This window comes from Pseudomonas sp. C6002, assembly GCF_013385805.1.
In the GTDB taxonomy this organism is placed as follows: domain Bacteria; phylum Pseudomonadota; class Gammaproteobacteria; order Pseudomonadales; family Pseudomonadaceae; genus Aquipseudomonas.
In genome coordinates this window covers 1-19481 of the sequence record NZ_JACAPH010000044.1, presented here as the reverse complement: position 1 = coordinate 19481, position 19481 = coordinate 1, and the positions used below count along the sequence as shown (strand labels likewise).

The following is a 19481-nucleotide window of genomic DNA, read 5'->3' as shown; positions in this document are numbered from 1 at the left end:
AGAGCGTTTTGGTTACTTTTGCGCTTTTCAAAAGTGACCCGCTGTAAGAGCGGAACCATAAGCAGCCGTTACCGAAGAAACGGATATGTACCCGACAAGCCAAGGGACACCACCATGCCGATGTTCAACAAAATCCTCATAGCCAACCGTGGCGAAATCGCCTGCCGCATCCAGCGCACCGCCCAATCCCTGGGCTACCGCACCGTAGCGATCTATAGCGAAGCCGACACCGACGCCCTGCACGTCCAGATGGCCGACGAAGCCATCAACATCGGCCCCGCCCCCGTCACCCAGTCCTACCTGAACATCGAAGCCATCCTCAACGCAGCCCACCGCACCGGCGCCGACGCCATCCACCCCGGCTACGGCTTCCTCTCCGAAAACCCCGACTTCGCCCGAGCCTGCGCAAACGCCGACCTCACCTTCATCGGCCCCAGCCCCGAAGCCATCGACCTGATGGGCAGCAAACGCCTCTCAAAAATCGCCATGCTCAACGCCGGCGTCCCCTGCATCAAGGGCTACCAAGGCCCCGACCAGGGCGACCCAACCCTGCAACAACAAGCCACCCACATCGGCTACCCACTGATGATCAAGGCCAGCGCCGGCGGCGGCGGCCGCGGCATGCGCCTGGTACACAACCCCGACACCCTGCTGGAACACCTGCGCACCGCCCGCTCCGAAGCACAAAACGCCTTCGGCAGCGCCGAACTCATCCTCGAACAAGCCCTGATCGCCCCCCGCCACGTCGAAATCCAACTGTTCGGCGACACCCACGGCAACCTGATCTACCTCGGCGAACGCGACTGCTCGGTCCAGCGCCGCCATCAAAAAGTCATCGAAGAAGCCCCCTGCCCCGTCATGACCCCCGAGCTGCGCCAAGCCATGGGCGAAGCCGCCCTCAAGGCCGCGCGCGCCGTCAATTACGTCGGCGCCGGCACGGTGGAGTTCCTGCTCGACCGCGACGGCAATTTCTACTTCCTGGAAATGAACACCCGCCTGCAGGTCGAACACCCGGTCACCGAACTGATCACCGGCCTCGACCTCGTCGCCTGGCAACTGCACATCGCCGCCGGCCAACCTCTGCCCCTGAGTCAGGAACAAGTGACCCTAACCGGCCACGCCATGGAAGTGCGCCTGTACGCCGAAGACCCGGCCCAGGGCTTCCTCCCGCAAACCGGCGACGTACTGCGCTGGGACCCGGCGCCAGGTGTGCGCATCGATCATGGCGTGCTGGAAGGCCAGCGCATCACCCCGTTCTACGACTCGATGCTGGGCAAGATCATCGCCCACGGCGCCACCCGCGAAGAGGCCCGGCGCAAGCTGGTCAGGGCCGTGGAAGACTGCGTGCTGCTCGGCGTGCCCACCAACCAGCGCCTGCTGGCCAGCCTGCTCAAGCATCCACACTTCATCGCCGGCGATTTCAGCACCGGCTTTATTGCCGAACACTTCAGCGACATCCCGCGTCCCCACGCGACCAACGAAGAGCTGGCCCTGGCCGCCGCGCTGTTTTACCAACACAGCGCCAGCGCTCACACCCAGCCATTATCCGGCTGGCGCAACAACGCCAGCGTACCCTGGACCTGGCAATTGGCCGAACACGACGAGCCCCGGACCATCAGCCTCAGTGTGCTGGCGGACAATTGCCTGCAAGTCGAGATTGATCAGCACGCCATAGAAATACGCGACCTCTCCACCGACGGACGCTGGGCCACCGCCGTTCTCAACGGCATTCGCCGTCGCATTGCCTACCACCTGCAAGGCACCCGGCTCTGGTTGCCCGGCGTGTGCATCAATGATCGAACCCAAACCGTCGCCACCCGCCAGGCCGAGGCCAGCAACGGCACGGTCAAGGCGCCGATGGATGGGGCAATTGTCGAAGTACGGGTCAGCGAAGGCGATTCGGTCAGCAAGGGCCAGCTGTTGCTGGTGCTGGAAGCGATGAAAATGGAGCACCCACTCAAGGCCGGCATGAGTGGCGTGGTCAAGCGAATCCAGGCGGTTGCAGGCGATCAGGTCAGGAACCGTCAGATTTTGCTGGAGATCGAGTAAGCCCTGGGCGGAACTAGCAGGCTTGGCTACGCTCTATCCCCATCAGGACGGGAAGAGTACGGGAACCTGCGATGCCTCATTGGCTGATTATTGATCTTGAAGCCACAACGGATGAAGGCGGCTGGCCCGTGACCGAGATGGAAATCATCGAAATCGGTGTGAGCCTGGTCAACCGCCAGGGCCGTGAACTGGACCATTTCCAGCGTTTCGTGCGGCCATTGCGCAGGCCGCTGCTGACGCCGTTCTGCCGCCAGTTGACCCACATCACCCAGGCGAATATCGACGCTGCCGCGCCGTTGATCGAGGTGTGGCCGCTGTTCGAACGCTGGCTTGGCCAGCACCAGGCACGCCTGGAAGGCTGGGCGAGCTGGGGTGACTACGATCGCCAGCAACTGGAACTGGAGTGGCAGCGCCATGGCTTGAGCAGCGTGCTGGGCCAGACGCCCCACGTGAACCTCAAGCAACGCTTCGCCAAGGCCCGGCGCCTGGACAAGCCGCTGGGGCTCAACGGCGCGCTGCAACTGGCCGGCATGCAGTTCCACGGCCAACAGCATCGGGCGCTGGAAGATGCACGCAATACCGCACGGCTGCTGCCGTTGATTTTGCCCGTGTAGAAGGCATACTGGCCGACCTTTCTTGACCCTTTTCCGAGGATTCGCCCATGTTTAAAGTCAACGAGTACTTCGACGGCACCGTCAAGTCGATCGCTTTCGGCACTGCAGAAGGTCCGGCGACCATCGGCGTCATGGCCCCGGGTGAATACGAGTTCGGCACTGCCCAGCGTGAAATCATGCACGTGGTATCGGGCGCACTGACCGTCAAGCTGCCAGACAGCACCGACTGGGAAACCTTCGCCGCCGGCAGCCAGTTCAACGTGCCAGCCAACAGCAAGTTCCAGCTGAAGGTGGCGGTCGACACCGCCTACCTGTGCGAATACCGCGGCTAAACGTTCGATAGCCGAAAAAAATGCCCGTCTCGCGAGAGACGGGCATTTTTCATTTCAGGGCTGCTTACCCCAGGATCGTCACCGGCATGCCGACTTCCAGGCGGCCCACCCCATCGTTGACCAGGTTCTGCCCAAACATCACATCGCCCTCTTGCTCGCGGTAGGTCTTGAGCGTGGCCAGCGGTTCGCGGTCGGCACTGCGCTCGCCACTCGCCGGGTCGATGGTGGTGAGGATGCAGCGTGAGCAGGACTTGACCACGCGAAACTCCACGTCACCAATCCGTATCCGCTTCCAGCCGTCTTCGGCAAAGGCTTCGCTGCCCTCGATCACCAGGTTGGGGCGAAAACGCAGCATCTCCATGGGCCGACCGATACGCAGGGACAGGTCATCCAGGGACGCCTGGCCGATCAGCAGCAACGGAAAGCCATCGGCAAACGCGACCTTGTCATCATCCTTGCCGTAGCCGGCCTCGGTCGTGCGCGCACGGGACAGCGGCACTTGCACCAGCCGCGTGGGCTTGCCGATGAATTCGCTGAGCCAGGCGCCTGCCTCGTCACCGGCATCCGGCACGCGCAAGGTGTCACGCCAGATGGTCACGCCGCGCAACTCGGCATCGCTGCCGGGTAGTGGCACGTCAAGCGCAGGTTGGCCCTCGGCGCTCAAGGTCAGGCCACCGGCGCTGTTCCACAGCGCCGAGAGCTGGCTCATCCTGGCCACGGCGCGCTGGGTCAGGAAACGCCCGCTGGCCTCGTCCACCAACATCCAGCGTCGATCCCCGTCGAGCCCGAGTGTGTCCAGGCCGATCTGCTGCAAGGATTCACCCTTGCCGGACTTCAAGGGGTATCGGTACAACGCGCTGAGACGAAGCATGGGCCTGCATTCCTGAGGGACAAAGCCGTCACCCTAAGCTCAAGCCGGGACTTCGTCCAGCATCAGGCGCTGACGCACCACGTCCACCAACTTGTCGGGCTGGAACTTGGAGAGGAAGTTGTCGCAACCGACCTTCTTCACCATCGAGTCGTTGAAGCTGCCGGACAACGACGTATGCAGCACCACGTACAGGCTGCGCAGGCGCGGGTCGTTGCGAATCTCGGTGGTCAGGCGGTAGCCGTCCATCTCGGGCATTTCGGCGTCGGTGAAGATCATCAACAGCTTGTCGGTCATCACCTGGCCACTGTCGGCCCAGGCCTTGAGCATGTTCAGTGCCTTGAGGCCGTCGCTGGCAATGTGCATCTTCACCCCCAACTGTCCGAGGGTGTCACGCAGTTGCGAGAGGGCGACGTTGGAGTCATCCACCAGCAGCACTTCGCGGCCGCGGGCGCGTTCCAGCACCGGGTCTTCAAGTTTCTCGCGAGAAACCTTGGCGTTGTAGGGCACGATTTCGGCGAGGACTTTTTCCACGTCGATGATTTCCACCAACTGGTCATCGACCTTGCTGATGGCCGTCAGGTAATGCTGGCGCCCGGCACTTGCCGGCGGCGGCAGGATCGCCTCCCAGTTCATGTTGACGATGCGGTCGACGCCGCCCACCAGGAACGCCTGCACCGAGCGGTTGTACTCGGTGACGATAATGGTGCTGTTGGGGCCCGGAATCAGCGGACGCATGCCAATCGCCTGGGACAGGTCGATCACCGGCAACGTCTGCCCACGCAGGTTGACCACGCCGCAGACAAATGGGTGGCGCTGGGGCATCAGGGTCAACTTGGGCAGTTGCAGCACTTCCTGCACCTTGAACACGTTGATCGCGAACAGCTGCCGCCCGGCCAGGCGAAACATGAGGATCTCCAGGCGATTCTCACCCACCAATTGTGTGCGTTGATCTACCGTGTCGAGAATGCCGGCCATTAAAGACTCCTGGGGTTTAGCGGATGGATAGTGCTGGTCACTGACGCAGGTTATCGGCGGCAAACGCCGGACCTTGACCCCCCACTAAAATGCCATGCAAATCCATTGATGTCACACTGACATCATGCTTTACTGAATCCGCTTCAACGCAAGGCCCATCACCACCGCCGCGTGACCGCAAAGTCTGCGCGAGGTTCCGCTATGTAAGGGATTCCCCTATCCACAATCAGGACCAACCTGATATTCGCGATATCTAATAGCCATTAATGTGACGCCATTCTCATTGCATGAATGGAGTCAGGCTTTTGTTTGCTATCGCAAGCCCACGGCCAACGGATCATCCAGTGACTTATGTACTGGCACCCAAAGAAGTTGTGCGAATGTCCCTGGAAATTGTGGGGTACTCGGACGACGGCCGTCATTCAAATAAATTTCCTACTGAAAAGTCGGAACGGGCCTACAGATATTCGTCATATTTCAGCGGTAGTTTTACGCCATTCAACCGGTGCAACATCTCATCATCCGATCGTATGTTCTGGAGACTTGTGTGATGAACGACGGCAAAGAGTGGCAACTTGCACTTCCCGAGTTCCTCCTCGAAGCGGAAATGTTGCTGGCCAAGTCTGAAGAATGCTTGAGCCACCTGCATTTGATCCGCAACGACAGTGACGCGATCGACTGCATGAAAACCAACCTGATCAAGCTCGCGGAAAAATCCGAAGCCCTGGCCCTGAGGGCGATCAGCGAGTTCTCACGGCATATCCAGTACCTGATCAGCAACGCCGCCAGCCCCCTGCAACTGCATGACGAAGCACTTGATGCACTGCACAACTGCCTCACCCTGCTGGCCTGGCAACTGGAGTTGATCGATACAAAAACCGGCAAGCTCGGCCTGGATGAAACGGAACAAACCGTGTTGATCGCCACCGTTGTCCAACACATCCCCCAAAGCGATTTCGGCTATAAGCAACAACACAGGCCTTACGCTATTTGAGGCTTCTTCGCATTTAAGCGACAAAAATGTCGCATTCAATTGCCTGATTATCTAAAAACGACACCACAACTATTTATGCATCACGACGTCGTTAGCAGAAAAATATCAATAAGCCACTAACGACAATACTGATACAAAACAACTTCAATGATACAACTTCCCCACTCGTTGAACTCCGGGACTACCTTCCGGGACGCTGCCGTGATTAATACGCCTCATCCCGCTCGGCGCCAGGCGACCAACGGTAATAGTGGTGGTACCATGCCCCGCTCGAAGTGACTCAACTTCATGATGCATATAAACGTGAAATGCGCCTCCTATGTACGCCAGCCTGAAGTCACTCATCGCAAGGTCCGTGTCCCGAAGCAATGCACGCTGGATAACCCTCGCGCTATGCCTGTGCGCGTGCCTGCTCAGCCTGTGGGCTTATGCACACTCGGCCGATCTTCCCCTGGCGCTGTTGTCAGTGAACCTGGCCACCCTGCTGGTGGTGGGCTTGCAACAGTGGCGCTCACGCAAGTCCATCAAGTTCCAGCCCCAGGAGTTGGCCGACCGTCTGTTGCAGGTCCAGGAAAACGAACGTCATCGCCTCAGCCGCGAACTACACGACGATATCGGCCAACTGTTGACCGCCGCCAAGCTGCAAAGTGAATGGCTCAAGCGCCGTCTTCCGGAAACCCTGCAGGGCCACTGTGCGGTGCTGTGCAACACCCTCAACGAAACCCTGGCCAAGGTGCAGGACGTGTCGGCCATCCTCAACCCCCGGCAACTGGCGAGCCTGGGCCTTGAGGCGAGCCTGCGGGCGCATCTGCTCAAGACCCTGGAAAACACCCGGGTAAGCTGGAGCCTGGAATGCCATCAACGGCTGACCGGCATCCCGGAAGAGATGGCTGTTGCCGCCTTTCGCATTACCCAGGAAGCCGTCACCAACATGCTGCGCCATGCCCAGGCACGTAACCTGCTGGTACGCCTGCAACGCCTGCCCGAAGGCCTGTCACTGTTTATCAGCGATGACGGCCAGGGCTTTTCGCCCGCCATCAACCCCGCCCAGGAAGGCCAGCGGGGCATGGCCGGGATGTCCGAGCGGATTGATCAACTGGGAGGCACATTGTCGGTCAATAGCCAGCCAGGCTCCGGGACGAGGATCGAAGCGCTTTTCCCCTGGGCGCCCCGCGCCCTCGAACGGGCCAACCCCCATAAGGTTCTAGAGTGACGTGCAACTTACTCCTGGTGGATGACCACTCCCTGATCAGGGCCGGCGTGCGTGCGCTGGTCATGGATATTCCCGGCTACGCGGTGATCGGTGAAGCGAGCGACGGCGCGCAGTTGCTGGAGCGGTTTGACGCGCTGCAACCCGACATCGTGCTGCTTGACCTGTCGATGAAGCACACCGGCGGGCTCGATGCATTGAAAGACCTCAAGCGTTCCTACCCGAAGAGCAAGGTGCTGATCCTGTCGATGCACACCGACCCGGAGCTGATCATGTGCGCGCTGGAGTCCGGCGCCCATGGCTACCTGCTCAAGGACACCACGGCCAATGAGCTGGAGCACGCGCTGCTGGCGTTGCGCAACAACGAACGCTACCTCAGCCCGGCGATCGCCCATACGGTGATCAACCAGGCGCTGATCCGCAATCAGGCCCAGGTCAACCCGCCGCCCCACAGCCACAACCTGACGGCACGCCAGTTGGAAATCCTGCGCTTGATCGTGCGCGGCAAGTCCACCCGTGAAATCGCCAATGGCCTGGGTCTGAGCATCAAGACCGTGGAAGCCCACCGCTCGCAGATCATGAAGCGCCTGCAGATTTTCGACGTGGCGGGCCTGGTGCTGTTCGCAGTGCGCGAACAGATCATCAGCCTTGACGATTAGTCAGCAACGGTGAGTCCTCCGGCAGATGCACCCGCAGCGCCTGGGGCAAGGCCGAGAAGTGCAAGTCGTCACCCTGGAGTGGTTCGCCGTCGAGGTTGATCGCCAGCCCTTCGGCGACCTTGATTTCGACCCACGGCAAGCGCGCCCGCACAAACATATTGTCCAGGCCCCAGCCGTCCGTCATCAGGTTGCGCAGGGTGCCGACCACTTCCTGCGGCGCCGGCAAGATGCTGATATCCAACAAACCATCATCGGCCAGGGCGCCGGGGCACAGCACGTGGCCACCACCGGCCTGGCGCCCGTTGCCGATGCCCAGGGCCAGCAGCTCGCCGCGCCAGTGAAAGTCAGGGCCCTGCAATTCACCGTAGGCCGCGCGCAACTCGCTGAAGCGTGACAGGCCGGTAAACAGATACGCCGCGCCACCGAGGACTTTCTTCAAGTCTTCGGAGGTGTTGGCGGTGACCTGGCTGCCAAAACCACCGGTGGCCATATTCAGGAAGATCTGCCCGCCTACTTCGCCCAGGTCGATGGCACGGGCCGGTACATCCAGCAGGTCCAGGGCCTGCTCGGGCTCCAGCGGCACACCGGCGGCGCGGGCAAAATCGTTGGCGGTACCGAGGGGCATCAGCACCAGGCTGGCCTCGGTCTTGGCCCGGGCCATGGCCTCGGCCACATCCCGCAGGGTGCCGTCACCGCCGCCGGCGATCAGCCGCGTGTAGCCATCGGCAAGGGCCTGATCGACAAACCGCTGGGCATCGCCACCCTCCCACGTCACCCGTACGGCCAGCTCCCAGCCCTGCTCGCGCTTGCCCTGCACCGCCGCCCGCACCTGCTCGTTGAGGGCTTGCTTGCCGTGCAGAATCAACAGTGCCTTGGGTGTGCTCATGGATGAATGCTCCTGGGTTTAAGGTTCCTGAGGGATGTTGACCGTGGCCAATCGAAAAAAAGCCATCGGATGTAGAAATTAACCGGGTTTTGTAGCGTTTCTGACACGGATCAACTCGCACTTGGCGAAATCGACCTAGACTTATACCTATTCCCACCCGACAAGGCCGTCGCACCATGATCACCATGTCCGCCTTCCACTCCATGCTTATCCCCATCCTGACCGGCATGATCCTCCTGGCCATCGGCTTCAACTTCCGCGACAAACCCATCGGTGTGTTCGGCATGTGGATCGGCATGCTGCTGATCCTCGGCACCGTGGTTTACAAGATCCTCGCCAAACTCGCCGAATGACAATCTCACTCGCATTGCACATGACGGCCTCGTACACTCGGTCAATTCGTCGTTTTTAAGGTTGACCGCCTCGTGCTTGCCCGTCTGTTTGCCCTGCCCTGTTGCCTGCTTTTCTGCCTGCTGACCCTGCTGCCCATGGCGCCTGCCCACGCCGTGAGCCTGCCAGGGCTGCTGGGCAGCAACACCAAAACCCAGCCGCAAGCCGACGTCCCGTTGGGCCAGTCCCTGGACGAGGTGATCAAGACCCTGGAAAACGACCAGCAGCGCACCAAGCTGCTGAGCGACCTGAAAAAGCTTCGTGAGACCACGCAAAAGGCCCAGCCCGCCGCCGAACTGGGTGTACTCGGTCTTATCGGCGGCACGCTGTCGAGCCTGGAGCAACAATTCTCCGGTGCCGACAGCCCGCTCAATCGCTGGTCCAACGAGTTTGACCAGGCCAAGGATGAACTCACCGCACTGATGCTGCCGGCCAGCGAATGGCTGCCGATCATCTTTGCCTTTGCCATGATCCTGATGCTCTGGAGCCTGCTGGCCGCGATCCTGATCTGGCTCAGCCACCGGGTGCGCGAGCGCTTCGGCCTGACCGAAGAACTGCCGCAACACCCCAAGACCTGGGACCTGCTGCGCTTTGCCCTGCGCAAGCTCGGCCCGTGGCTGATCGCGTTGGTGATCACCGTCTACATGAGTTACGCACTGCCCTCGTCCCTCGGCAAATCCCTGGCGATGGTGCTGGCCTACGCGCTGGTGGTGGGCACCTGCTTCTCGGCGATCTGCGTGGTCGCCTTTTCCGTACTCGACGGCCCGCACCGTCACCGCGCGTTGTACATCCTGCGCCACCAGGCCTTCCGGCCGTTATGGCTGATCGGCAGCTTTGCCGCCTTTGGCGAAGCCGTCAGCGACCCGCGCCTGGCCGAGAGCCTGGGCCAGCACCTGTCCCATGTCGCCGCGACCATCGCCAATGTCATGGCCGCGCTGTCCACCGGTGTGTTCATCCTGCGATTCCGCCGGCCGATTGCGCACCTGATCCGCAACCAGCCGCTGTCCCGCCGCCTGACCCGCCGCGCCCTGAGTGACACCATCGAAATCGTCGGCACCTTCTGGTACCTGCCGGCGTTGCTGCTGGTGGGCATCTCGCTGTTCGCCACCTTCGTCTCCGCCGGCGACACCAGCACCGCCCTGCGCCAGTCGTTGTTGTGCACGGTGTTGCTGGTGCTGTGCATGGTGATCAACGGCCTGGTGCGCCGCCATTCCCTCAAGCCGCAGCGTGGGCACAAGCGCCATGCGCTGTACTCCGATCGCCTGAAAAGCTTCGTCTACACCCTCGCCCACCTGGTGGTGTGGCTGGTGTTTATCGAACTCGGCCTGCGGGTCTGGGGCCTGTCGCTGATCCGCTTTACCGAAGGCGACGGGCATGAAATCAGCGTCAAGCTGTTCGGCCTTGCCGGCACACTGCTGTTTGCCTGGCTGATCTGGATCCTCAGCGACACCGCGATCCACCACGCCCTCACCCGCTCGCGCAAAGGCCTGGCCAACGCGCGTGCGCAGACGATGATGCCGTTGATTCGCAACGTGCTGTTCGTGACCATCTTCATCATTGCCGCCATCGTCGCCCTGGCGAACATGGGCATGAACGTCACGCCGCTGCTGGCGGGTGCCGGTGTAATCGGCCTGGCCATCGGTTTTGGTGCACAGTCGCTGGTGGCGGATTTGATCACCGGCCTGTTCATCATTATCGAAGACTCCCTGGCAATTGATGACTACGTGGATGTCGGCGGCCACCTGGGGACGGTCGAAGGGTTGACCATCCGTACCGTGCGCCTGCGGGACATCGACGGCATCGTGCATACGATCCCGTTCAGTGAAATCAAAAGCATCAAGAACTACTCCCGGGAGTTCGGCTACGCGATCTTCCGGGTGGCGATTCCCTACAACATGGAAATCGACGACGCCATCAAGCTGATGCGCGACGTCGGGCAGAAGATGCGCAACGACCCGTTGCAGCGGCGCAATATCTGGTCGCCGCTGGAGATTCAGGGTGTAGAAAGTTTCGAGTCCGGCAGTGCGATTCTTCGCGCCCGCTTCAAGACCGCGCCGATCAAGCAGTGGGAGGTTTCGCGGGCGTTCAACCTGTCGCTCAAGCGTCACCTCGACGAAGCCGGGCTGGACCTGGCCACCCCACGCTTGAGCGTGCAAGTGGTGACAGCGGCGGGAGGCGTGCAAGAGAAAGAATAAGCGCTGCCCGGACGACGTCAGGATCAACAACAATAATCATGGAGAGTCCTTATGCGTTTGACCGGTCTTACACACCAATGGGTATTCGGCCTGCTGTGCGGTGTCGCCAGCAGCGCGGTCATCGCCGCCAACAGCGGCCAGGACAGTGCCCGCGAAACCATCGCCGCCCAGGCCAAAGTACTGGAACCGGCCTTGCTGGAAACCCGGCGCGACATCCACGCCCATCCTGAACTGGGCAATACCGAACATCGCACCGCGGAGCTGGTGGCCAAGCAACTGCGGGAGATGGGGCTGGAGGTCAAGACTGGCGTGGCGCGCACGGGCGTTGTCGCCATCCTCAAGGGCGCCCTGCCCGGCCCGACCGTGGCCTTGCGCGCCGACATGGATGCGCTGCCGGTCAAGGAAGTCTCCGGCCTGCCCTTCGCCTCGAAGGCCAAGGGTGTGTACCTCGATAAAGAAGTCGACGTGATGCACGCCTGCGGCCACGACGCCCACACCGCCATCCTGCTGAGCACGGCGAAAATCCTTACAGGTATGCGCGATCGTCTGCCTGGGACCGTGGTGTTTTATTTCCAGCCGGCTGAAGAAGGCCCGAGCGACTTTATCCCCGACGGTAAAAACACTTGGGGCGCGAAGATGATGGTGCAGGAAGGGCTGATGAAATCGCCCAAGCCGGATGCCGTTTTTGGGCTGCATGTGTGGGCCGGGGTGCCTGCGGGGCAGATTGCGTATCGGCCGGGGCCGACGCTGGCGAGCTCGGATGACCTGCGGATCAAGATCCTGGGCAAGCAGACCCATGCGGGGCGGCCGTGGGATGGGATCGATCCGATTACCGTGGGGGCGCAGGCCATTGTGGGGCTGCAGACGGTGGTCAGTCGGCGTACCGACATTTCTTCGTTTCCGGCGGTGGTGAGTATTGGCACCATCAACGGAGGGACGCGGTACAACATCATTCCCGAGTCGGTGGACATGAGTGGGACCATTCGCTCCTACGACTATGGCATTCGCCAGAAGCTGCATGCGGATGTGCGGCAGACCGTAGAGAAGATTGCCGAGAGTGGTGGGGCGAAGGCTGAGGTGACGATCATTGAGAAGTACGACCCGACCATCAACAACCCGGCGCTGACCGAAAAGATGCTGCCGAGTTTGCGTTGGGCGGCGAATGGCGACGTAGTGAATGCCCCGTTGGTGGGTGGGGCTGAGGACTTCTCGTTTTATGCCAAGGAAGCGCCAGGGTTGTTTGTGTTTCTGGGGGTGACGCCGAGGGATCAGGACATGAGCAAGGCGGCGCCGAATCATAATCCGGGGTTCTTTGTGGATGAGTCGGCGTTGGTGGTTGGGGTACGGACGCTGGCTTCGTTGGCGACGGATTATTTGTATGCCAATGCGGGGGATTGAGGGTATATCCGTTTTTTAGATAACGGCCGCCTAGGGTTCCGCTCTTGCCCCACCACTCTGCACCTCGCTCGGGCTTAAGTGTGGTGAAGCAACAGCAAACCCAAAGGCGGACACGATCCAAATGTGGGAGCGGGCTTGCTCGCGAAGGTCGTTAACGATGACGTGGGTATCCTGACTCAACGCGGCGCCCTCAGGTTTTTCGCGAGCAAGCCCGCTCCCACATAAAGCGGCTCTGCTTTTGCTCTAACACTCGGGTCATCGGGGTAAAGCCCTGTGCTTACTTGGGGCTGGGCCGGCATTCCGGCTGTTCAAAAGTGAGCCGCTGTGAGAGCGGAACCAAAAGCCGTCGTGACCTAGATAACGGATACACACAGGCAAAACGTCAAACCACATCCACCCCCACATGAATCGCATCATGCCGCCAAAACTCCAGATCACAATCAATCAACCGCTCATGCTGATCATAATTAACCCGAGCAATCCGCAACCCCGGGCTCCCCACCGACACCCTCAACGCCGCCGCAGCCTCAACCTGCAATGACGTCGGCACAATCTCAAACCGCACCCGCCCGTAGTGCAAGTCATACACCCGCGCATACAACTCCGTAATCGACTGATTCAAATCACACCCCAGAATCCCCGGAAAATACTGCGGGTTCAGATAGTGCTCCACATACAACACCAACCGCCCATCAATCCTGCGCCCCCGGCAAATCTGAATCACGCTGGACAACGCCGGCAACTGCAACCACGCACACACCGCCGCCGAAGCCGGCTGCAACCGCGCCGAAATCACCTCGGTCGACGGCACCCGCCCCTGGGCACTCACCATCGCGTGAAAATGACTGCGCTGCATCAGGTTATAGGCAAGCCTGGGCGGCGACACAAACCACCCTCGCCGCTCCTCGCGATAAATCTGCCCTTGTGCCTCAAGTTGTAACAAGGCTTCCCGCACCGTAATCCGGGTGGTACCAAACAACTCGCTGAGCTTGCGCTCGGCCGGCAGCTTACTGGCAGGCGCCAACAAGCCATGGTCGATCTGCTCTTGCAGCGCCAGGCCAATGGTTGTCACCGCCTTGGTTGCCTCATCACGCATCAACGTTACCTATCTGGACTAGACCAGCACTATTCAGGTGCACAAAACGCCCGCTAAACGCGCCTCTGCTGTTGCGTGCAAGCCTAGGCATTGCACATGACCGACAGATGACAGCGCCTCGCGACGTGCTGCCACAAGACCTGCAATACATCGGCCAAGTCCAAGGCTTCCGGGCGGTTGGGCATGGTCTACGCTTACCCGGTGATCCCCCGTCCAGGCCAACAAAAAACGACATCGACATGAAACTGTCATCCGCCACGCCTAAATTGGCTCGTGTATTGCTGACCTAGACCAACACCACCGCAAACGTCGATAAAAACGCAGCGTTGAAAACGCCCAAAGGAGCTTCGGATGAAACAGCTTTTCCTGGCATCACTGTTAGGCTCGACCATTGCCATGTGCACCGCCGCCATGGCTGCTGATACCGATTTGAAAACGCTCGAAGCCGCCGCGAAAGCGGAAGGCGCCGTCAACAGCGTCGGCATGCCCGATGACTGGGCCAACTGGAAAGGCACCTGGGACGACCTGGCCAAGATCTATGGCCTCAAGCACATCGACACCGACATGAGCTCGGCCCAGGAAGTCGCCAAGTTCGCGGCAGAAAAAGACAACGCCAGTGCCGACATCGGCGACGTGGGTGCAGCCTTCGGCCCGATCGCGGTGAAACAGGGCGTTACCCAACCGTACAAACCGACCACCTGGGCACAAGTCCCGGATTGGGCGAAAGACAAAGACGGTAACTGGGCCCTGGCCTACACCGGCACCATCGCCTTTATCGTCAACAAAAAACTCCTGCACGGCTCCGAAGCTCCGAAAAGCTGGGCTGACCTGAAGACCGGCAAATACAAGGTTTCCATCGGCGACGTGAGCACCGCCGCCCAGGCGGCCAACGGCGTACTCGCCGCTGCACTGGCCAACGGTGGCGACGAGAAGAACATTCAGCCGGCGCTGCTGATGTTCGCCGAAATCGCCAAGCAAGGCCGCCTGTCGCTGGCCAACCCAACCATCTCCACCATGGAAAAAGGCGAAGTGGAAGTGGGCGTGGTCTGGGACTTCAACGGCCTGAGCTACAAGGCCAAGATGGCCAACCCGGATGACTACGTGGTGCTGATCCCGTCGGACGGCTCGGTGATTTCCGGCTACACCACCATCATCAACAAATACGCCAAGCACCCGAACGCCGCCAAGCTGACCCGCGAATACATCTTCAGCGACGCCGGCCAGACCAACCTGGCGCGTGGCAATGCGCGGCCGATCCGTGCCGAGCACCTGACCTTGCCAGCCGACGTACAGGCCAAGCTGCTGCCTAACGAGCAGTACAAGAAAGTCACGCCGATCAAGGACGCCGACGCTTGGGAGAAGACCTCCAAGGCACTGCCGCAGAAGTGGCAGGAAGAAGTCATCATCAATATGCAATAAGGCTTAATACGCCTGTTCAAGTGGAACGCGGTCAGTGTGGGAGCTGGCTTGCCTGCGATAGCGGTATGACATTCAGCAGCATTGTCGACTGACACACCGCTATCGCAGGCAAGCCAGCTCCCACATTTGATCGGTGTTCCAACCGAAAAACCGAGTCAAGCCTATTTGTTGCGGAGCCCCAGCCCCTATGAAGCACAACGTCATCCTTGTCGTGCTCGACGGCCTGAATTACGAGGTTGCCCGACACGCCATGGGGCACTTGCAGGCCTATGTCGGCGCAGGACGCGCAGCATTGTACAAACTGGAATGTGAACTGCCGGCCCTGTCCCGGCCACTGTACGAATGCATCCTCACCGGCGTCCCGCCGATCGAGAGCGGCATCGTCCACAACAACGTCTCGCGCCTGTCCAACCAGCGCAGCATTTTCCATTACGCCACCGACGCCGGCTTATCCACGGCGGCGGCGGCGTATCACTGGGTCAGCGAGTTGTATAACCGCTCGCCCTTTATCGCCGCCCGGGATCGACATACCAGCGACCCGGCCCTGGCGATCCAGCACGGGCATTTCTACTGGAATGACCATTACCCGGACTCGCACCTGTTTGCCGACGCCGAAAGCCTGCGCCTCAAACACGCGCCGAATTTCCTGGTGGTGCACCCGATGAACATCGACGATGCCGGCCACAAGCACGGCCTCGACACCCCGCAATACCGCAACAGCGCGCGCTCGGCCGACATCATCCTCGCCGACTACCTGCAAGGCTGGCTCGACGCCGGTTACCAGGTGCTGGTGACGGCCGACCACGGCATGAACAACGACCGCTCCCACAACGGCCTGCTGCCGGAAGAACGGGAAGTGCCGCTGTTTGTGCTGGGTGATGCCTTCAGCCTCGACACCCACGCCACGCCCAAACAAACCGAGCTGTGCGGCACCGTCTGCGAGCTGCTGGGTGTACCCCACGACAAACCTGTATGCCGGGAGCTGTTGAAGTGAATTCAGTGATCCGCGGCAAATGGCTGGCCGCCTTGTGCCTGGTGCCCTTCGCGCTGTTTTTTATCGTGTTCGAGATCGCTCCGCTGTTCTGGGTGCTGGTCAGCAGCCTGCAATCGGAAGAGTTTGGCTGGGGCCTGGCCAACTTCAGCAAGATCGCCAATTCGAAATTCTACCTGCAGGCAATCCAGTACAGCCTGGAGATCAGTTTCTACTCCAGTGTGTTCGGGATCGTCATTGCCGTGCTGGGCAGTTACTCGCTGCGTCGGGTGGATGGCCGGCTGCGCAATTTCGTGACCGCCTTCGCCAACATGACCAGCAACTTCTCCGGCGTACCCCTGGCCTTCGCCTTCATCATCCTGCTGGGGTTCAACGGCAGCATCACCATCATGCTCAAGCAGGCCGGGATCATTCAGGACTTCAACCTGTATTCCAAGACCGGGTTGATCATCCTTTATACCTATTTCCAGATTCCCCTCGGCGTACTGCTGCTCTACCCGGCCTTTGACGCGTTGCGCGAAGACTGGCGCGAGTCCGCTTCGTTGCTCGGCGCGGATGGCTGGCAATACTGGCGGCATATCGGCTTGCCGGTGCTGACCCCAGCGCTGCTGGGCACCTTCGTGATCCTGCTGGCCAACGCTCTCGGCGCCTACGCCACGGTGTACGCGCTGACCACCGGCAACTTCAACGTGCTGCCGATCCGCATCGCGGCGATGGTCTCCGGCGATATTTCCCTGGACCCGAACATGGCCAGTGCCCTGGCCGTGGTGCTGGTAGCGCTGATGACGGTGGTGACCGTAGTCCATCAACTGCTGCTCAAGAGGAGCTACCATGTCTCGCGCTGAACCTGGCTCGGCCGCCCTCTACCATCGCGTAGTGGTGTACCTGTTGCTTGCTGTCCTGGTGCTGCCATTGCTCGGCACCTTGGTCTACTCCATCGCCAGCAGTTGGTCGGCGACCATCCTGCCATCCGGCTTTACCTTTAAATGGTATATCCAGCTGTGGAGTGACCCGCGCTTCCTGAATGCCTTCGGCCAGTCGCTGCTGGTGTGCGTTGGCGCGCTGATCTTGTCGGTGGTGCTGATCCTGCCGCTGCTGTTTGTGGTGCATTACCACTTTCCAAAACTCGATGCGCTGATGAACATTTTGATCCTGCTGCCCTTCGCGGTGCCGCCGGTGGTGTCGTCGGTGGGGCTGTTGCAGCTCTATGGCTCGGGGCCATTTGCGATGGTGGGTACGCCGTGGATCCTGATCGGTTGCTACTTCACCGTGGCGCTGCCGTTCATGTATCGGGCGATCACCAACAACCTGCAAGCGATCAACCTGCGGGACCTGATGGACGCCGCCCAACTGCTCGGTGCCAGCACCTTTCAGGCGGCGTTCCTGGTGGTGCTGCCGAACCTGCGCAAGGGCTTGATGGTGGCATTGCTGCTGTCGTTCTCGTTCCTGTTCGGCGAGTTCGTGTTCGCCAACATCCTGGTGGGCACCCGCTACGAAACCCTGCAGGTGTACCTCAACAATATGCGTAACAGCAGCGGCCACTTCACCAGTGCCCTGGTGATCTCCTATTTCTTCTTCGTGCTGGTGCTGACCTGGGCCGCCAACATCTTGAACAAGGACAAAAGCCAATGAGCTTCGTCAGCGTCCAACACCTGCAGAAAGGCTACGCCGGTACGCCGGTATTCAGTGACATCAACTGCGAAATCGCCAAGGGCGAATTCGTCACCCTGCTTGGCCCGTCGGGCTGCGGCAAGTCGACCCTGCTGCGCTGCATCGCCGGCCTGACCTCGGTGGACAGCGGGAAAATCCTGCTGGATGGCCAGGACATCGTCCCGCTGAGCCCACAGAAACGGCATATCGGCATGGTGTTCCAGAGCTACGCGCTGTTCCCCAACATGACCGTGGAACAGAACGTCGCCTTCGGCCTGCGCATGCAGAAGGTCAATGCCGACGACAGCCACAAACGCGTGCAGGAAGTGTTGCAACTGGTGGAGCTGAAAGAACTCGCCGGCCGCTACCCGCACCAGATGTCCGGCGGCCAGTGCCAGCGCGTGGCCCTCGCCCGCTCGCTGGTGACGCGCCCGCGCCTGCTGTTGCTCGACGAGCCGTTGTCGGCCCTCGATGCACGGATTCGCAAGCACCTGCGCGAACAGATTCGCCAGATCCAGCGTGAGCTGGGCCTGACCACCATCTTCGTGACCCATGACCAGGAAGAAGCCCTGACCATGTCCGACCGGATCTTCCTGATGAACCAGGGCAAGATCGTACAGAGCGGCGATGCCGAGACCCTCTACACCGCGCCGGTGGATGTGTTCGCCGCGGGCTTTATCGGCAACTACAACCTGCTGGACGCCGACAAGGCCAGCAAACTGTTGCAGCGTCCGATCACCGGGCGCATCGCCATTCGCCCGGAGGCCATTGAGCTCAGCCGCAGCGGTGAGCTGGATGCGTTGGTGCGCAGCCACAGCCTGTTGGGCAACGTGATTCGCTACCGCATCGAAGCCCGGGGCGTGGAATTGGTGGTGGATGTGCTTAACCGCTCGGCTGACGATCTGCACCCGGATGGTCAGAGATTGGCACTTTCCATCGACCCAAGTGCGTTGTGTGAAGTAGCCTGACGCACGATTTATTTGAGAGAGCGTGACAGATGGCATTGGTAATTTTTGATCTGGACGACACCCTGATCCACGGCGACTGCGCCACCCTGTGGAGCGAGCAAATGGGCCGCCTGGGCTGGGTGGATGGTGAGTCGTTCATGCGCAAGAACGACGAACTGATGGCGGCCTACAGCCGCGGTGAGCTGGCCATGGAGGATTTTATGGACTTCAGCCTGGAGCCGATGATTGGCCGCACGCCGGAAGAGATCGAGCACCTTGTAGAGCCGTGGGTGGAAGACGTTATCGAGCCGCTGATCTACAGCGAAGCCACCCGTACCATTGCGCAGCACCGCAAGAATGGTGACCGGATTTTGGTGATCTCGGCGTCGGGGACGCACCTGGTCAAGCCGATTGCGGCGCGTATCGGCATTGATGAAGTGCTGGGGATTGAGCTGGACGTCGCCCATGGGGTGTACAGCGGCAAGACCACAGGTGTACTGACTTACCGCGAAGGCAAGATCACTCGCCTGATGGAATGGCTGGAGCAGGAAGGTGAGCACCTTGATGGGGCGTACTTCTACTCGGATTCGCGCAATGATTTGCCGCTGTTGCTGAAGGTGGAGAACCCGCAGGTGGTGAATCCGGACCCGGTGCTGCGGGCGCATGCTGAGAAGGCTGGGTGGCCGATTCATCATTGGGTTTGACGTTTTGTTGCGCTGGTTTGAGGTGAGTACATATCCGTTATTTAGGTAACGGCCGCCTATGGTTTCGCTCTTACAGCGACTCACTTTGGAAAAGCCCCAAA

Annotated in this window: 18 protein-coding genes and 1 pseudogene; 15 read left to right on the top strand and 4 right to left on the bottom strand. The window is 60.6% G+C overall.

Annotation, left to right across the window (positions count from 1 at the left end; genetic code table 11):
• The first annotated feature begins 114 nt into the window (after window positions 1–114).
• The 3 genes from HX817_RS28835 (at window position 115) to HX817_RS28825 (ending at window position 2995) form a co-directional block, all read left to right on the top strand.
• Window positions 115–2049 carry an acetyl/propionyl/methylcrotonyl-CoA carboxylase subunit alpha gene (locus HX817_RS28835; protein WP_177041997.1) on the top strand — a complete coding sequence of 645 codons (1935 nt, stop codon included), beginning with the start codon at window positions 115–117 and terminating at the stop codon, window positions 2047–2049.
• A gap of 71 nt (window positions 2050–2120) precedes the next feature.
• Window positions 2121–2663: an exonuclease domain-containing protein gene (locus tag HX817_RS28830; protein ID WP_003219774.1), complete on the top strand. Its 543-nt coding sequence runs from the start codon at window positions 2121–2123 to the stop codon at window positions 2661–2663.
• A gap of 47 nt (window positions 2664–2710) precedes the next feature.
• Window positions 2711–2995, top strand: coding sequence for a pyrimidine/purine nucleoside phosphorylase (locus HX817_RS28825; RefSeq protein WP_003183665.1), 285 nt, complete (start codon window positions 2711–2713; stop codon window positions 2993–2995).
• A 64-nt stretch (window positions 2996–3059) separates the two neighbouring features.
• On the opposite strand, the gene HX817_RS28820 is transcribed toward HX817_RS28825, so the two are convergent.
• Both HX817_RS28820 and HX817_RS28815 read right to left on the bottom strand, forming a co-directional pair.
• Window positions 3060–3866: an MOSC domain-containing protein gene (locus tag HX817_RS28820; RefSeq protein ID WP_177041995.1), complete on the bottom strand. Its 807-nt coding sequence runs from the start codon at window positions 3864–3866 to the stop codon at window positions 3060–3062.
• A 39-nt stretch (window positions 3867–3905) separates the two neighbouring features.
• Window positions 3906–4841: a chemotaxis protein CheV gene (locus tag HX817_RS28815; protein ID WP_008430676.1), complete on the bottom strand. Its 936-nt coding sequence runs from the start codon at window positions 4839–4841 to the stop codon at window positions 3906–3908.
• Window positions 4842–5391: 550 nt separating this feature from the next.
• Here HX817_RS28815 and HX817_RS28810 point away from each other — a divergent pair.
• The 3 genes from HX817_RS28810 (at window position 5392) to HX817_RS28800 (ending at window position 7704) form a co-directional block, all read left to right on the top strand.
• Complete coding sequence (locus tag HX817_RS28810) at window positions 5392–5835, top strand: hypothetical protein (protein ID WP_003219767.1); 444 nt, start codon at window positions 5392–5394, stop codon at window positions 5833–5835.
• Window positions 5836–6154: 319 nt separating this feature from the next.
• Window positions 6155–7048, top strand: a complete 894-nt coding sequence (locus tag HX817_RS28805; protein ID WP_177041993.1) for a sensor histidine kinase — start codon at window positions 6155–6157, stop codon at window positions 7046–7048.
• On the top strand, window positions 7045–7704 hold the full coding sequence (locus tag HX817_RS28800) for a response regulator transcription factor (RefSeq protein ID WP_177041991.1): 660 nt from the start codon (window positions 7045–7047) through the stop codon (window positions 7702–7704). The genes HX817_RS28805 and HX817_RS28800 overlap by 4 nt, the downstream gene beginning before the upstream one ends.
• Here the strand turns inward: HX817_RS28800 and yegS are convergent.
• Window positions 7666–8590, bottom strand: a pseudogene (gene yegS, locus HX817_RS28795) (lipid kinase YegS); the annotation flags it as partial. The gene HX817_RS28800 and the pseudogene yegS sit on opposite strands and share 39 nt — an antisense overlap.
• A 176-nt stretch (window positions 8591–8766) precedes the next feature.
• Here yegS and HX817_RS28790 point away from each other — a divergent pair.
• From HX817_RS28790 to HX817_RS28780, 3 genes are all read left to right on the top strand, one after another.
• The gene (locus tag HX817_RS28790; RefSeq protein ID WP_003219760.1) at window positions 8767–8943 is read left to right on the top strand and encodes a hypothetical protein; all 177 of its coding nucleotides are present in this window, start codon (window positions 8767–8769) and stop codon (window positions 8941–8943) included.
• Between the two features lie 72 nt (window positions 8944–9015).
• Window positions 9016–11175, top strand: coding sequence for a mechanosensitive ion channel family protein (locus HX817_RS28785; protein ID WP_102606232.1), 2160 nt, complete (start codon window positions 9016–9018; stop codon window positions 11173–11175).
• Window positions 11176–11226: 51 nt separating this feature from the next.
• Window positions 11227–12573, top strand: a complete 1347-nt coding sequence (locus HX817_RS28780) for an amidohydrolase (RefSeq protein WP_177037280.1) — start codon at window positions 11227–11229, stop codon at window positions 12571–12573.
• Between the two features lie 382 nt (window positions 12574–12955).
• Here HX817_RS28780 and HX817_RS28775 read toward each other — a convergent pair whose 3' ends face one another.
• Window positions 12956–13669 carry a UTRA domain-containing protein gene (locus HX817_RS28775; protein WP_003219754.1) on the bottom strand — a complete coding sequence of 238 codons (714 nt, stop codon included), beginning with the start codon at window positions 13667–13669 and terminating at the stop codon, window positions 12956–12958.
• Window positions 13670–14020: 351 nt separating this feature from the next.
• Between HX817_RS28775 and HX817_RS28770 the strand changes: the two genes are divergently transcribed.
• From HX817_RS28770 to HX817_RS28745, 6 genes are all read left to right on the top strand, one after another.
• On the top strand, window positions 14021–15088 hold the full coding sequence (locus HX817_RS28770; protein ID WP_177037282.1) for an ABC transporter substrate-binding protein: 1068 nt from the start codon (window positions 14021–14023) through the stop codon (window positions 15086–15088).
• Between the two features lie 187 nt (window positions 15089–15275).
• Window positions 15276–16082 carry an alkaline phosphatase family protein gene (locus HX817_RS28765; RefSeq protein WP_102606234.1) on the top strand — a complete coding sequence of 269 codons (807 nt, stop codon included), beginning with the start codon at window positions 15276–15278 and terminating at the stop codon, window positions 16080–16082.
• Window positions 16079–16924, top strand: a complete 846-nt coding sequence (locus tag HX817_RS28760) for an ABC transporter permease subunit (RefSeq protein ID WP_010166442.1) — start codon at window positions 16079–16081, stop codon at window positions 16922–16924. Before HX817_RS28765 ends, HX817_RS28760 begins: the two co-directional genes overlap by 4 nt.
• The gene (locus HX817_RS28755; protein WP_102369616.1) at window positions 16911–17711 is read left to right on the top strand and encodes an ABC transporter permease; all 801 of its coding nucleotides are present in this window, start codon (window positions 16911–16913) and stop codon (window positions 17709–17711) included. The genes HX817_RS28760 and HX817_RS28755 overlap by 14 nt, the downstream gene beginning before the upstream one ends.
• Entirely contained in the window at window positions 17708–18697 is a 990-nt protein-coding gene (locus HX817_RS28750; RefSeq protein ID WP_003219745.1) for an ABC transporter ATP-binding protein, read from the top strand. Before HX817_RS28755 ends, HX817_RS28750 begins: the two co-directional genes overlap by 4 nt.
• A gap of 29 nt (window positions 18698–18726) precedes the next feature.
• Entirely contained in the window at window positions 18727–19380 is a 654-nt protein-coding gene (locus HX817_RS28745; protein ID WP_003219744.1) for an HAD family phosphatase, read from the top strand.
• Window positions 19381–19481 lie beyond the last annotated feature (101 nt).